Raw genomic sequence first — 14482 nt, 5'->3', positions numbered from 1 at the left:
TTTATATCTTGATTAACAATATATTAATTATAATATTTAATTTTAAGGAGTTTAAGCTTATGAAATATAAAATGTATGATGAGATGATGGAGCAACCTGAATCTCTTAGAAAGACTTTCGAAAGTGAAATGCCTAAATTGGATGAAGCTTCCAAGTTAGCAGCAAATGCTTCCAAGATTTATTTGGTTGGTTGTGGAAGTTCTATCTCAACTTGTTACAGTGTTAGAGATGCAATCAGGATGTCCAGTACTAATTTAGACATTGAAGTCTATGCGGGTTATGAATTTTATTACAATAAGAAATTGATTGAAAATGAAGATTCAATTGCGATTTTCACTTCACAATCCGGTGAAACTGCAGACACTCTCGCAGCATTAAGAAAAGCTAATGAATACAAAATACACACTGTTTCTATTTCAAACGAACCTGAAAGTTCAATGATTAAAGAAGCTAAAACTCCAATAGTAACAAGATGCGAAACAGAAACAGCTATTTTAGGTACAAAAACCTATATTACTCAACTTGCTTGCTTGTATCAAATCTTGTTCTCAGCCAGTGATTATGAGGCAAAGGACACCTTATTAGAACAATTGTCCCAAATGCCTGACCTCATTGAGGAATTGCTGAAAACCACTGAATACGATAACAGATTGCTTGCACAGGACTTCAAGAATGAGGACATTTTCTATTGTTTGGGAAGTGGACCAAACTTTGGTCTTGCATATAAGTTGGCAATGACAATGCTCATGGAAGGGGCAATAAAGCATGCCTGTCCTGAATATTCAGCGGAATTCAGACACGGTCTAATTGAAAGGGCCGAGAAGGATGTGCCTATCATAATCTTAAAATCTGAATTTGAATCTGATGAGATTACAGATAAGGCAATTGACTTTTCTGAAAATCTTAAATTAAAATCAATCATTTATGAATTGAAAGACTATGCTGATGTGGATAAATTATTATCTCCATTCGTATTGGTAATTCCACTTGAATGGTTTGTCTATTACTTGGCACATTATAATGGTGAAGATCCGGGTGCTACAAGACACATCGGTAAAGTAAGATATTAATTTTTTTAAAAAAAGAGAGAAAAATGTAGAATGTTTATTCTACATTAACTTTATGTTTTGGTATAACTAGTTTTGGAATGGTAATAATTACAATTCCGTTTGAGAATTTTGCTTTGATGTTTTCTAAGTCGAGGCTGTTTTCAAATCTGATGGTTTTTACGCATCTGCCTGATTTTATGGAGGAGGAAATTACTTCAGCAGTTTCATCTTCTGCGAATTCATCGAAGTATGATTTGAAAGTGGTTTCAATGGTTAAGTCATTGTCTCCTGCTTCAATTAACACATCGTCTTTTTCAACACCAGGAACTGCTGCTTTTACATAGTAAACATCTTTGGTTTCAATAAGGTCAATGTCTAAAGTTTGTACGGTTGCTTTTTTGTAATCGCTGTATTTTTGATCTGCGGTTTTTTGCATGTTTCTGACGTTTTCTTTGAACTCGTCTATGCTTTTGTACAAATCGTTAATAATGTTATCAGCAATGTTTTTGCTTTTTTCCTTTTTGTCTTCGATTTTTTCTTTTCCTTCATCGATTTTTTCATCAAATTCTTCTTTTTTGTCAGAAATTTTTTCTTCAATGGTTTCGGAATCTACCATATTTTTCACGCTCCTTTATGGATGAATTTCTGTAAGCATGTATTAGTTACTTTTTGTTAGTATATAAAGTTTTCGATTAAATTTACTAAAAGTTATTAAAATGTATTACTTTTCGTCTTTGATTTTTCATATGTTGGATGCTTTATTTTTTTGAATTCCTAAATTCTTTTACCAATGTCTCAAATACTTCTTTTTAAATCTTTAAAATTAGATTATATTTTTTTTAATCAATTAATTTTAATTGGTTGTATTGGGTATAATTTATGTTTTTCATGTTTTTTTTCAGATTAAAATTGCTTTATTTGAAGGTAGGTATTAAATAAAAAAAATAGTATTATTGTTAGCAAATTGTTCTAAATAAATTAAAACTAAAAAAAGATAATTAAGAATATCTCATCGGTACTGCTTTCTATGGTTCCAGATTTTCCTTAGGCTACTTAAGCCACCACAATTTTGGTCATATGAGTCCATACTTGTAGTCAATTCCGCTACCTTAAGGCTGGCTTTACAACCGTTTTTAATTAAACGTTTGCCTTGAGGTTTTTTCATCCTAGAAACAGCATGATCTATATCATTCGTAGAAACAACATTTATTCCTAAATCCTGAGCCAAGTCATTACTTGCATGTTGGGTATGGAAACCCAAGATTTTTACTGCGGGAACTCCTAAAGCGCCAACTTCAATTGTTATTCCCATTCCGGCACAATAGATTACTCCTTGTGAAGCATTCATCAGACTAATCAAATCCACATAACCCTCAACAACAAAAATATTGCTTTTAGTGATATGGGGGGTTATGGCAGATGTTTCAAACCTATAAGGAATGACTAATATTGTTTTGTCAATCTTTTCCACTTCTTTAATTATCTCAGGAATATCTGAAGCTCTTGTGTCTCCACCAAAAAAGAGAACATAAAAATCATCATGCTGATACTGTTCATATATTTTCTCAGCTTCCAATATTGGAACTCTGCCTACATATTCCGCTTGAGGATATCCTTTTATATTTACAGTATTTGTAATATCGTACAGCTCTTCTAATTGTTTCATAGCCCTCTTACTTGGAACGGTGATTAGATCCGCATAGGCTATCATTTCTATCGGATTATAAATATCCTGTTCTATATGAAGTTTTGGCAAATTTAATTTTTTTGATGCTGCGATTCCCTTACGTACATCCCCTGCATTTCCACATGTTATTGTTAAATCAACAGGATGTTTTTTTAAAGCATTATATGTGTGGATAGTGTCTTTTAAAACTAGTTTGGCGATTGTAAAATTGCTTCTTTTCTTTGTAGTGTTCCTTCGACCCTCGCCTATTGAAAAAATTTCTTTACTGTATGGTCCCAGTAATTCCATTGCTCCTTCACTATGAGTTAAAGATAAAATATCTGCATCGACTTTTTCAAGGATGGGAATTAAGGCTTTTGCAGGGGCTGTTTCTGCTACAAGAGCGATATTCATTCATTACCCACCTTTTTTAAATTAACTACATAAATTAATATGATTATTGAAATTAAATAGTATAAGAATACGACCAAATCAGTAGGTCCTGTTTCTATCCATATTATTAAATGAGCCATCACTATTGCATACAATGCAATGAAAATGTTCTTGGCATTAGCCTGCACTTTATAAATTAAATTTATTATAAATCCTATGATTGCCATTTGCAATAGCATGGCATATAATCCGAAATCCAACAATGCAGGTCCAAAAATAGTTGAAGTTGTTGAATGGGCGTAACCTAATGTTGTTGAGCCAACAATTACCCTTGGATCTGAAGATTTGAAAAATCCCATCAATGTATTATATAACAATTGGCCGTGAGTGCTGCCCTGTAGAAATACTGCACGGTCTAAGACTTGTAAAGTGTATCCTGCCCTATAAAATAACAGTTCAATTGGAGTTGAGCTCCAGGTTTGCCATTCAATTGATATTACTGCAATATATCCCACCGCCAACAGCAATATGAATATGGCAATTATGGATAATATCAAATATTTCCAAGGCAGATTCCGGGTATAATACAATGTTATCAATACGCTTATTACAATAGCCATAGCAGTTGTCCTATAACCGGTAGATACAAACAGTAATAAACCTAATATGAACAGTAAATAATATTTTTTGTTATCATATTTTGCTATTAGAATATTAATTGAAGGTAAAAAGATTAAATAACTTAATAACCATATCCTTGTTGCCGCACGGGCTTTAAGATATCCGCTAAATAGGGGAATTCCTCCCAAGTAGATTAAATTTACTATTTGAAGTAATATTCCAATTATCACCACTGATAAAACAAGGCGTTCCGAGAAAATTTTATCTATTTTTTCAGTATTTACACTAATTTCCTTATTCTTAAGAAAATAATTTGACAATACAATGCCCAGGATATAAAATGCAATTCCTAAGACTATTACTACAATAGTGAATTGATCAACGCCAATTAACTTATGTAAATGATAATGAAAAGCTATTTCTGAAAATATTAAATAAACAAGGACCAATAAAACGAATATCATTGGTGAAAAAATATCATATTTTTTATAATCCATAGTCATCTACCATAAAATAGTTAATTAGCCTCAAATAAAAGTAATTATATAATTATATTTTTATAAAGTTATATAAACATTTTATATATTCAATTAAGTGAAGAACATGTCTAATAAGGTACTCAAAAATAGTTTCATTTTAGTGATAGGCAACTTACTTTTTAGAGTAGGAGGTTACATTAATAGACTATTAATGAGCAGAATGCTCGGACCGGAAGGATATGGGTTATATGGATTAACTTTGCCGTTTCAAGGGATATTCCAAATTTTATCTGCTGGCGGATTGCCTCCTGCAATATCAAAATATGTTGCGGAATATAATGCGAAAGATGAAAAAGCATTGACCCGACAGGTAATTTACACTGCAACCAAGTTCATGGTGCTAATGGCAATATTGCTGAGCATTATCTTATTATTCTCATCAGATTTTATTGCAAACGAGATATTTCATAAGCCACTAGTAGTATGGCCATTAAGGGCTGTTAGTCTGATAACTCCTTTTAGTGTGATTGTAGGGGCTATGAGAGGCGCATTTCAAGGAGTTTATAAAAATGAATATACAGTATATAATAGGATGGCCGAACAGTTAGCAACAATCGTCTTTGCTGTTGTATTTGTTTATTGCGGATTATATGCTATGGGAGCAGTATTAGGGGGAGCATTTGGTTTCATAGTTTCCGCCATAACTGCAGTATTGTTGTATAAAAAATATATCAGTCCAATGTTCTATTCGGAAGATTCATTGGATTTAAGTTTTAAAGAGGAATTGGAATTATTATGGATGTTGATTTGTTTTGCAGTGCCTGTGGCCATCACCGCATTATCTGAAATGGCAATTTATGATGTTGGAACATTAGTTATAGGCGTTTTTATGTTATCCACTGATGTAGGGTTTTATAATGCCGCTGATCCTATTTCAAGAATTCCTTTAGTTATCTCACTATCAATTTCAACAGTATTGCTTCCTGCAACGGCAGAGGCTTATGTCTTGAAAAATCAAAAATTATTGCAGGAATACGTTGTGGACTGTTTAAGGTATTGCATTCTTACAGTTATTCCAATGTGCGTAATTATAAGCATGTTCAGCATGCCTATTATTCAATTGCTGTTTGGAGAAGTCTACACTCCGGGTTCTGGAGTTTTATGCATCTTAGTAATAGGAATGTCTTTTTATAGCATATATATGATTAGCAGCAGCATACTTCAAGGTACTGGAAATCCTAAATTGCCAATGTATATACTGCTTTTGGGCACTGTATTAAATATTGTATTGAATGCAATTTTTGTTCAAATGATGGGCATTGTAGGTGCCGCCATAGCTACAACAATAACCACATGTATATTAATGATTGTTATAATGCTATTTGTGATTAAGACTACCAAAATATCAATTCCTTGGAAAAATATATTGCTAGTATTGATTTGCAATTTAATTTTAATGGCAGTCTGTTATGTAATTCCTAAGACCTTAATCGGTTTAGTCATAGGAATCATAATTGGCAGTTTTCTCTATATCGTATCTTTAATAATGTTAAAAGTTTTAACAAAACGTGACATAGACTTTTTTAGTCAGTATATGAACAAAATTCCAATATTGAAGAAATATACTCCTAAATTAGTCAAATACATTGAAGAAAAAGGACTAATATATGAATTAGAAGAGTAATGACATATATTTGCGGATGGAAATTCGAGTGTTTAAGTCTTAAACTTAAGTAAATCATATTTGCTTCAATTGTGGAATTAACAATATTTTTCATTGAGCTTTTTCGACTTGTGGTACCGGAGAATTTGTACCATAAAGTTAAATATTTATTCTTAAATAAATAATTACCGTCTCTTAATAGAGTTTTAAAATATTTTAAATGGTGTTAATATGGAAATAATAGAAATAATTAAAGATGCTTTAGTATTTCCATCTACAGACTTGAGAACCTTCTTTATCTTTGTCCTATTGACAATATTTGCAAGCGTATTTGGTACAGTAGGAATATTGTTATATATTTTAGGGGTTCTTAACGCTGAATTCTTCTTATGGGGAGGACTTGCCGCCATCGTTGCAATGCTAATCGGATGGGTGATGTCAGGTTATTCCATCAGCGTTATTAAATCAGGTATTGAACTTGAAGATGAGGTTCCGGAGTTTGTATGGTGGGATAATTTTATCACAGGTTTTAACGGATTCATTGTCTCAATAGTTTACTTTATAATTCCTGCTTTCCTTGTTGCGATTGTAGGATATATGACAAATATCACTGGCAACATCATGGCAGTTGCTACAGAAATCTCTTCACAGGCTGTAAATGTTTACACTGGAGCTTCCGCTTCCATTGCAACTGATGCATTATCTCAAGCAGTTGCTGGTTTGGCGGTTTCTCTAGCCACCACTCTCACTGCAGCTGTAGTTTTATTTGTAATCTTTTCATTCCTTCAGACCATGGCTGAAGCTAGATTGGCAAATACTGATAGCCTATGTGAAGCTTTAAACGTTTTTGAAGCGGCAAAAGACATAGGAAGAATTGGGGTAATCAAGGTAATAGCGGTAATCCTATTGGTCATTATAGTTTCTGCAGTTATTAATATGGTTCTATCAGCTATTTTCAGCTATGTGCCTATATTATCAATTCTTTCAGTTTTCGTAAGTCCATACCTCGTGCTATTTGCTCAAAGGGCTGTTGGATTATTATATTCTGATATAGCTTAATATTTTAAGCCATTTTCTCTTTTTTTTTTAATAGTATAAAAATAGAATAATACTTGTTTTTTTTAAAAAAAGTAGTTATAACATCGCTTATAATCTATAGTGTAATATTTAGGTTCCGTAATATCTGATAATGATGTGGCAATGGTTTTGGCAAGTATGCGACTTGAATCGCATACTCATTTTGGATTAGTAATATTCATCGTCTTCTTCATCGAAATTCCTTTCGATTTTTTTGATTCTGTTAATTTTCTTATTGATTTTATCAATGCCTTCCCCTTCGATGGCAGAGATGAATATTGAATTCTCTTCATCGTCAATATATTGGTTAAGGTATTCTGCATCTTCAACAAGATCCATTTTGTTGAATAGATAGATTACAGGGACGTCTGAAAATATCTTTTCAATTTGTTTTAGAAGGTTGTATTGGTTATCTAAATGGAATCCACAGGTTTCAGACGCATCGAAGATAAACAGAATCGCATCTGCCAGATGTTCAAGGGCAACAATCGCATTCATCTCAATATCGTTCATTTCCAGAATAGGTCTGTCCAAAAGCCCCGGGGTGTCGATAATCTGGATATGCTTCCAATGCATTTCGGTGTGGCCGATTTGGATACCCTTTGTGGTAAATGGGTAGTTGGCAACTTGAGGTTCAGCTTCTGTGATTTGCCTTAATAGGGTTGATTTTCCCACATTCGGAAAACCGGCAATCACTATTGTGGTTGCTTCAAAGTCGATTGTAGGCATGTTTCTAAGGTTTTGCTTTGCAAAATCCAAAAAGTCAAGGTCCTTTTTGATTTTGCCCACAACAGATGCAATCCTTCCATAAGCCTGTTTTTGAATTGCAGTTGCCTTTTCAGAGGGATTTTTCCTGATTTTTGCACCGTATTCCTTTTCAAGTTGGGTAATGATTCCATAAGCCCAGTTAAGTCCTCCAAGTGCCTGCTTCATGTCATCCACACCAACGGTAATGTCAATGTAGTCTTGGTAAAATGGATGTAGACTTTCAATTTCTGGAACGGCATCAATAATTGATTTCAATTTGTCTTTAATAACTTGACAGGAGGTAACTACTCTTCTCTCTTCAATTCTTTTACCTTTAAGGTGTTTTGGTATTTTTTGACTTCTAAGTAAGTCGGCTTGTTTTTTCCCACGACTGAATCCCTTATCTAACAGTTCATCGGGCGTAGGTATTGTTGGTATCATCATTTTAATCACTATTTAAATATTTGTCCTTGGAATTTAAACACATCACAGCTTTCATCCATCCAGCTGTCTGCACTGATTCCCGCTTTCATGCAGGTATGGTCCAGAAACTCTTCGATGCTGAACATGTTTTCAACTGCCACTTGTGGGAGAAGCAATCCTCTTGCATAACCCTTTTGAATAATCAAGCCGTCACGGCCTATTTCTATCTCATCGAAGTATTGGTCGGGATGTGCCACCTCTATAATTTCAGGTTTTGTCAATACTGTCACTTCAAACTCAAGGTTCTCGAATTCCTTGTCACTAACTTCTGGAAATCTCGGATCATTGAATGCGGCAGCCAGTGCAACTTCCATTGTGGCATCAATTGCAGGTTTGATAGGTTCCGCATATCCGATACATCCTCTTAAATTGCTATTTTTATTTAAAGTTACGAATACTCCTAATTCCTCATCCAATTCTATTGGATAGTCAGTAGGCTTAACCATAATCTTGCCGTTATCTAAATAATATTTTATTGTCTCCTTGGATAAGTTAACCAGGAACTCTCCAGCTCTGTCACTAATCATTTTAACCCATTCCTCCTACTAGTGCATTCAATATTCTTGTGTGTGGTCCTCCATCGCCTACTGGAGCGGTCTGACCATCTTTTCCACAAAATCCAACACTCAATTTAAAGTCATTGCCTATTGCGTCAATGTTTTTCAATGTTTCTAAGATGTTTCCTGATAATGATACATCTCTTAAGGGTGTTGTGATTTCTCCATTTTCAATTAAGTAACCTTCAGCAGCGTTAAATTGGAAAATGCCTTTTCCCGTGTCTACTTGTCCTCCTCTTGAACCTTTAAGGTACATTCCATTAGGCAAGTCTTCAATCAGTTCCTCAAAGGTGTTGTCTCCAGGTTGCAGATAGGTGTTGCTCATCCTTACTATTGGTTGGTCTGCAATTATTGACCTTGCATTTCCGGAAGATTCCATGCCTAATTTTGAAGCGGTTTCCCTGGAATTCAATAGGGAAATCAGTTCTCCATTCTTGACAAGCTGGTTCGGTTTGGTTTTAACCCCTTCAACATCGTATGGGTAATATCCGAATCCGTCCTTTCTGCTTGCATCATCAAAGATGTTGACAATGTCTGAGGCAATCTTTTCACCGATCTTGCCTTTCAGGATTGAATCGTTTTGAAGAATCAGATCGCCTTCTGTTGCATGGCCCAATGCCTCGTGAATCAACACTCCAGTCAGTTCAGGGTCAGCTATTACTGGAAACTGTCCTGAAGGTGCAGGCTTTGCGTCAAGCAGTCTGACTGCCTTTTCACCGATGTTTCTTCCGAATTCCTCAATATCCACTTCTGAGATGACTTCAAATCCTTTGACTCCTCCAAGGCTTCCATGTCCGAATTGGATTATTTCACCATCGGTTGCAGATGCGTTCAATGCCATCCTGACTCTGTCGGTTTTAACTTGGATTTCACTGCCTTCGCTGTTCATGAAAAGTTCGTTAACTTCACTGTCTGAGTAGCTGACGGTTGTACTGTTGACCTTATCGATTGTGGCGGCATCGTTCACTTCCTTCATGATGTCCTTTTTCTCTTCAATGGACACGTCCTTAAAAGGTATCTTAACGTCAACCTCTATTTTATCCTTAATGATTTCACTTTCACTTAATTTCACATCTCCTTTAAGTGATTTTGATAATTTTAAAGCGGTTTCAGTTATTTCATCAATTTTTGATAAGTCTGTTGTGTATGCAAAACCCCATGCTCCATTGTTCAACACTCTTATTCTTGCTCCTAAGCTCATTCCGGTGTTGATTTCATCTACATTTCCATCTTTCATTAATATGGATGTATTGTCTCCCATTCCAAATCTAATATCCATGTAATCTACTTTTTGGCGGGTTTTTGCAATAATATTTTCGAATAAATCAATGTATTCTTCCATAATATCACTCAATTAAATATTAATCTAATATTTATTTTAGATAACATATTTAATAAAAGTTTTTTAAACGGTGTTTTTTGAAGAAAGATTATTTAAAAAAAGAAGAGAATTACAATAATGCGTAAGCATTATATGTAACTTGATGTGTCAATTGGTGTGAAGTCGTTTAATTGATTGAATTTTTCTAGACATTGGGTGGCGTTGTTGATTATCTCATCAGGAGTTCCATCGTTTCCCCAAATCATGACAGTGTATTTTTGGTTGTTGATTTCAATTAATTCAACACAACCGTACATCTTATTAAGGTCATCGGTGAAATTAAAGGTATTCTTAATGGCTCCTGGAACCACTGTGTAGTTAAAGTTAGTATTGTTTGCAAATGCATGATCTTCTTCTACATCTTCAGAATCTTCAACTGTTTTATTAATGTCCTCTAATTCAAATTCTTCAAATTTAATCTCCAAATCACTAAGGCTTGAGAATAATGAATCCTCGTCTGCGATTTTGTAGGAATCAGGTGCCTTTATATTATTCAAGTCTATGTCTGTTGCTGATACTATTCCAATTGTAAAAATCAGAATTAATCCAAGAATTATTATTTTTTTCATAATTAACACCATATTATTTTTTTATTATTAAAATTAAATATAGTTATGTGATAGTTTTAAATAAGATAATGAATATAACAATTGTTAATAATTAATTTTGGTGATATGATGTTTGTAATTGTAGGTACTGGTGCAGGTGGAGGAATTTTAGCTCGTGAACTTGCAAAAAATGATTTTCCAGTAACCATTTTGGAAAAAGGACCTTATATAAAATTAAAAGATGCATTAAACTATTATGATAAATACAATGACTCTGTAGACTTGTTGACTACCACCTGCATTGGTGGGGCAACAATAGTTTCAATGTCCAATATGGTAAGGGCATTGGACAGTGAACTGCATGATTATGGAATTGATTTAAGCGAAGCCTATGAATATGTGGAGGAACTGGTTGGAGTTCATCAACTCGACGACTCCCACATTGGAAAAGGCACACAGGTATTTCTTGATGCAGGCAGGGAATTAGGTCTTGAAACATTGAAGATGCCAAAGGCAATCAGAGAGGAGGACTGCATCCAATGTGGAAAATGTGCATTCGGATGTCCTGCTGATGCAAAATGGTCCGGAAAGGACTTTGTCGATGAGGCAGTCGAAGCCGGTGCCACATTAATCACAGAAGCAGAAGTGGTTGAAGTATTGACAGAAAACGGAAAGGCATGCGGTGTAAAATACATAAAAGATGACCAAGAGGAAACCATTGAAGCCGATAAGGTAATCCTGTGTGCAGGTGCAATAGGCTCAACATTGATTTTGAGAAAAACAGGAATCGCTGAAGCCGGACGTGAAATATTCTTCGATCCGTTCGTCTCCGTTGGAGGATACTTGAAGGACATCAACTTCAACACTGAAGTCCAGATGGCAGGACTCATCATAGGTGAAAACTTTGTGCTGTCTCCTCACTTCTCATCATTCATAAGGGCAAATATTCCTGATGACAGCGTAAAAGACAGCGACATCTTAAGCATAATGGTTAAGACACCTGATGAGTGTCAGGGATATGTTGATGACAATGGGGATGTTGTGAAAGTCAACACAATTCAGGACATAAGGTATTTGGCTGAAGGAACCGCCACTGCGGGTTTTGTTCTGGAAAAAGCGGGAGTTGACCCAAAAACTATAGGCTCAACAGTCTATCGTGGTGCGCATCCTGGTGGAACCGCAAAAATTGGAGAGATAGTGGACAGCAATTTGAAAACAGAAATAGAAAATTTATATGTTTGTGATGCAAGCGTATTGCCAATATCTCCTGGAAAACCACCAATATTAACAATACTTGCATTATCTAAAAGATTAGCTGATTATTTAAAAAATGAATAGAAGATTATTCGAATTGCTTATCGATATCTTCTGTTTTTATTAATTTTTCACAGTAATGGCACCTAACCACCGGAGGGTATTTCTGGATAACCTTGAATATGGGTGTTATAGGTTCACTTTCAAGGTTAGTTATGCATTTGGGATTTGTGCATTTGATAATTGAAGTAATCTTTTCGGGAAGGAGAATCTTATCTTTTTTAATCGGTTTGAAATCCCTAATAATGTTTATTGTAGCTTTTGGAGCAATTAATGCGACTTGATTAAGTTCTTCATGATCCAATTCCCTGTTTTCAATTTTCAAAATGTCCTTTCTGCCGATTTCAGATGAGGAAACGTTCATTGCCACAGTAACGTTTTTGGTTTCCTTGTCCGGAAGGCCTAAAATTTTAAGAATATGCAATGCTTTATTGGCTGTAATGTGGTCGATAACTGTACCGTTTTCAATAGCTCTTATCTTTAATTCTGATTTGGTCATAATTTCACCTAGTACATTCTCAAATCTTTCATTTCAATCATTGCTTCAGTGTCGTTAATCAATTGTTCCTGACTCTTGTCCTTAGTTGAAATGGCAAAACTTTCAATAACCCGTGCTCCACGTAATTTAACTTTGCGTTCAAGTCTTTCAAGGGTGCTTTCGCCACGGGAACTGTCCATGGTGGCAAATAGGATTACATCCTTTGCCCTTAAGTCACATCTGTCAATTATTGTTAGAATTGCAGGTGTAGGATTTCCGGACCAGGTAGGTGTTCCGAAGTATACTGTATCATATCCTCTTAAATCAACCTGGGCAGGAACGATATCTGTTTTGCTTTCTCTAAACGCATTAATTGATGAAAATAATCTATTTGTGAATCCTTCACGATTTTTTAAGTCATGGATTCTTACAAGGTCGGCATTGAGATTCTTTGCCAAGGTCTTTGCAATCAAGTCTGTTGTTCCTCCCTGTGAATAATAGATAATTATTTTAGCCAATTTTCTCCCTCCTATGGGTGAAGTCCAAAGTGTGTTAAACCTAATGTCTCATCAATGCCTAATATGATGTTCATGTTTTGAATGGCCTGACCGGATGCACCTTTAACAAGGTTGTCAATGACGGATAGCATAACGAGCCTGCCTGTGTTGTCTATTTCAAATCCTCCGATATGAACAAAGTTGGATCCACGAACTGAACTTAGGTGAGGTATTTCTCCTTCATCCATTAGCTTGATGAAGAACTCTTCGCCATATTCCTTTTCATAGATGCTTCTGATTTCTTCAGGGGTAATGTCAATGTTGTCCTCATTCAGGAAACTGTGGCTTGTGGTTTGAATTCCACGGTTTACAGGCACGAGGTGTGGTGTGAATGAGACTTTGACATCATCAAATCCATGCAATTCCTGTTGAATCTCTGACATGTGTCTGTGGGAGGATATCTTGTATGGATTTACGTTATCCGCAATGTTTGGATAGTGTGTGGTTGTTGATGGGTTCACTCCAGCTCCGCTGACTCCGGTTTTTGAATCGATGATGATTCTATCAACCAAATCGTTTTTAACCAATGGGTATGATGAAAGGATTGCTCCTGTTGGGAAGCATCCTGGGTTTGCAACGAGATTTGATTTTTTGATTTCATCCCTATACAATTCCGGAAGCCCAAATGCCCCTTTGTTTTCCTTGTCTGTGTGTTCCATTCCATACCATTTTTCATAGACTTCAGTGTCACGGTATCTGTAGTCTCCGCTTAGGTCAACCACTTTTGCACCGGTGTCGAGAATTTCAGGCACGATTTTCATTGATGCTCCATGTGGTGTTGCAGTGAATACAACGTCGGCATCCAGTTCGGAAGGTGCCTTGTTCTTGAACACTAGTCCTGAGTCTCTTATGTGTGGGTGAATCTTGTGTGCGGGTGTTCCATCATATTGCCTTGAAGTGATGTCTGTTATTTCCACTTCAGGATGGTTTAAAAGCATTCTTAACAATTCACCACCAGTATATCCGCTTGCTCCTATAATTGCTACTTTAAACATTTTAATAATCTCCTAATCTTCACAATGGTCCATTATTTTACCTTTAAAATCGGTATGTTGTATTTTCCTAATGATCTTGCAGCTGCTGTCAAGTTCGCAGTCACGGTATTTTTCAATACGAACTGCTTTCGCTTTCAATCCTCTTTTATCGAGGGCAGCCTGCAATTTATCAATATCATGATTCTGATCCGCTCCTACGGTGATGATGTCAGGGTCTATTTCTCTAACGATTTTGAATACGTCCCCATTTGCATCTCCAAGGAAAGCGTCTGTTACGGGTTTAAGCATTTTAATCAATTCTAAACGTTGGTCTTCTCCAACGACTGCTTCTCTTTTTCTTCTTTCAACGGTTGCATCTCTCGCTACAACAACGTAAAGCTCAGCATCTTCTCCACCCAGCTTTCTGGATTCTTCCAGGTAAACTCCATGTCCCGGATGGAGTATATCGAATGTTCCGGTCGCCATTATCTTCAT

15 protein-coding genes are annotated in these 14482 nt (G+C 35.5%); 4 read left to right on the top strand and 11 right to left on the bottom strand.

Annotated elements, in window-relative coordinates; translation table 11 throughout:
• Window positions 1-59 precede the first annotated feature (59 nt).
• Window positions 60-1070, top strand: a complete 1011-nt coding sequence (locus tag MBBTH_RS06380; RefSeq protein WP_116592227.1) for an SIS domain-containing protein — start codon at window positions 60-62, stop codon at window positions 1068-1070.
• A gap of 34 nt (window positions 1071-1104) precedes the next feature.
• Here MBBTH_RS06380 and MBBTH_RS06375 read toward each other — a convergent pair whose 3' ends face one another.
• The 3 genes from MBBTH_RS06375 to MBBTH_RS06365 all read right to left on the bottom strand — a co-directional run bounded on the left by MBBTH_RS06375 (window position 1105) and on the right by MBBTH_RS06365 (window position 4226).
• Entirely contained in the window at window positions 1105-1665 is a 561-nt protein-coding gene (locus MBBTH_RS06375) for an Hsp20/alpha crystallin family protein (protein WP_116592226.1), read from the bottom strand.
• 393 nt (window positions 1666-2058) lie between these two features.
• Entirely contained in the window at window positions 2059-3129 is a 1071-nt protein-coding gene (locus MBBTH_RS06370; protein ID WP_116592225.1) for a glycosyltransferase family protein, read from the bottom strand.
• On the bottom strand, window positions 3126-4226 hold the full coding sequence (locus MBBTH_RS06365) for an oligosaccharide repeat unit polymerase family protein (protein ID WP_116592224.1): 1101 nt from the start codon (window positions 4224-4226) through the stop codon (window positions 3126-3128). The genes MBBTH_RS06370 and MBBTH_RS06365 overlap by 4 nt, the downstream gene beginning before the upstream one ends.
• A gap of 106 nt (window positions 4227-4332) precedes the next feature.
• On the opposite strand from MBBTH_RS06365, the gene MBBTH_RS06360 reads away from it, so the two are divergent.
• Complete coding sequence (locus MBBTH_RS06360) at window positions 4333-5892, top strand: flippase (protein WP_116592223.1); 1560 nt, start codon at window positions 4333-4335, stop codon at window positions 5890-5892.
• Between the two features lie 210 nt (window positions 5893-6102).
• Window positions 6103-6930 (top strand): DUF4013 domain-containing protein, encoded by an 828-nt coding sequence (locus tag MBBTH_RS06355; RefSeq protein WP_116592222.1) that lies wholly within the window; start codon window positions 6103-6105, stop codon window positions 6928-6930.
• 186 nt (window positions 6931-7116) lie between these two features.
• On the opposite strand, the gene MBBTH_RS06350 is transcribed toward MBBTH_RS06355, so the two are convergent.
• From MBBTH_RS06350 to MBBTH_RS06335, 4 genes are all read right to left on the bottom strand, one after another.
• Window positions 7117-8139: an NOG1 family protein gene (locus tag MBBTH_RS06350; RefSeq protein WP_116592221.1), complete on the bottom strand. Its 1023-nt coding sequence runs from the start codon at window positions 8137-8139 to the stop codon at window positions 7117-7119.
• Window positions 8140-8147: 8 nt separating this feature from the next.
• Window positions 8148-8705 (bottom strand): TIGR00296 family protein, encoded by a 558-nt coding sequence (locus MBBTH_RS06345; protein ID WP_116592220.1) that lies wholly within the window; start codon window positions 8703-8705, stop codon window positions 8148-8150.
• Window position 8706: 1 nt separating this feature from the next.
• On the bottom strand, window positions 8707-10077 hold the full coding sequence (locus MBBTH_RS06340; protein ID WP_116592219.1) for a TldD/PmbA family protein: 1371 nt from the start codon (window positions 10075-10077) through the stop codon (window positions 8707-8709).
• Between the two features lie 128 nt (window positions 10078-10205).
• Window positions 10206-10685 carry a hypothetical protein gene (locus tag MBBTH_RS06335; protein WP_116592218.1) on the bottom strand — a complete coding sequence of 160 codons (480 nt, stop codon included), beginning with the start codon at window positions 10683-10685 and terminating at the stop codon, window positions 10206-10208.
• 108 nt (window positions 10686-10793) lie between these two features.
• Between MBBTH_RS06335 and MBBTH_RS06330 the strand changes: the two genes are divergently transcribed.
• Window positions 10794-12002 carry a GMC family oxidoreductase N-terminal domain-containing protein gene (locus MBBTH_RS06330; RefSeq protein WP_116592217.1) on the top strand — a complete coding sequence of 403 codons (1209 nt, stop codon included), beginning with the start codon at window positions 10794-10796 and terminating at the stop codon, window positions 12000-12002.
• A 4-nt stretch (window positions 12003-12006) separates the two neighbouring features.
• On the opposite strand, the gene pyrI is transcribed toward MBBTH_RS06330, so the two are convergent.
• The 4 genes from pyrI to MBBTH_RS06310 are packed head-to-tail and all read right to left on the bottom strand — an operon-like array spanning window position 12007 to window position 14482.
• Entirely contained in the window at window positions 12007-12477 is a 471-nt protein-coding gene (pyrI, locus tag MBBTH_RS06325; protein WP_116592216.1) for an aspartate carbamoyltransferase regulatory subunit, read from the bottom strand.
• 8 nt (window positions 12478-12485) lie between these two features.
• Window positions 12486-12974: a flavodoxin family protein gene (locus MBBTH_RS06320; protein WP_116592215.1), complete on the bottom strand. Its 489-nt coding sequence runs from the start codon at window positions 12972-12974 to the stop codon at window positions 12486-12488.
• A gap of 11 nt (window positions 12975-12985) precedes the next feature.
• Window positions 12986-14008: an N-acetyl-gamma-glutamyl-phosphate reductase gene (gene argC, locus MBBTH_RS06315; protein ID WP_116592214.1), complete on the bottom strand. Its 1023-nt coding sequence runs from the start codon at window positions 14006-14008 to the stop codon at window positions 12986-12988.
• 12 nt (window positions 14009-14020) lie between these two features.
• On the bottom strand, window positions 14021-14482 hold the full coding sequence (locus MBBTH_RS06310; protein ID WP_243409742.1) for an FAD synthase: 462 nt from the start codon (window positions 14480-14482) through the stop codon (window positions 14021-14023).

Origin of the sequence: Methanobrevibacter thaueri, from assembly GCF_003111625.1 — an archaeon.
Taxonomy (GTDB): Archaea; Methanobacteriota; Methanobacteria; order Methanobacteriales; family Methanobacteriaceae; genus Methanocatella; species Methanocatella thaueri.
The sequence above is the reverse complement of the archived record's forward strand: the minus strand, read 5'-3'. Positions and strand labels throughout refer to the sequence as shown.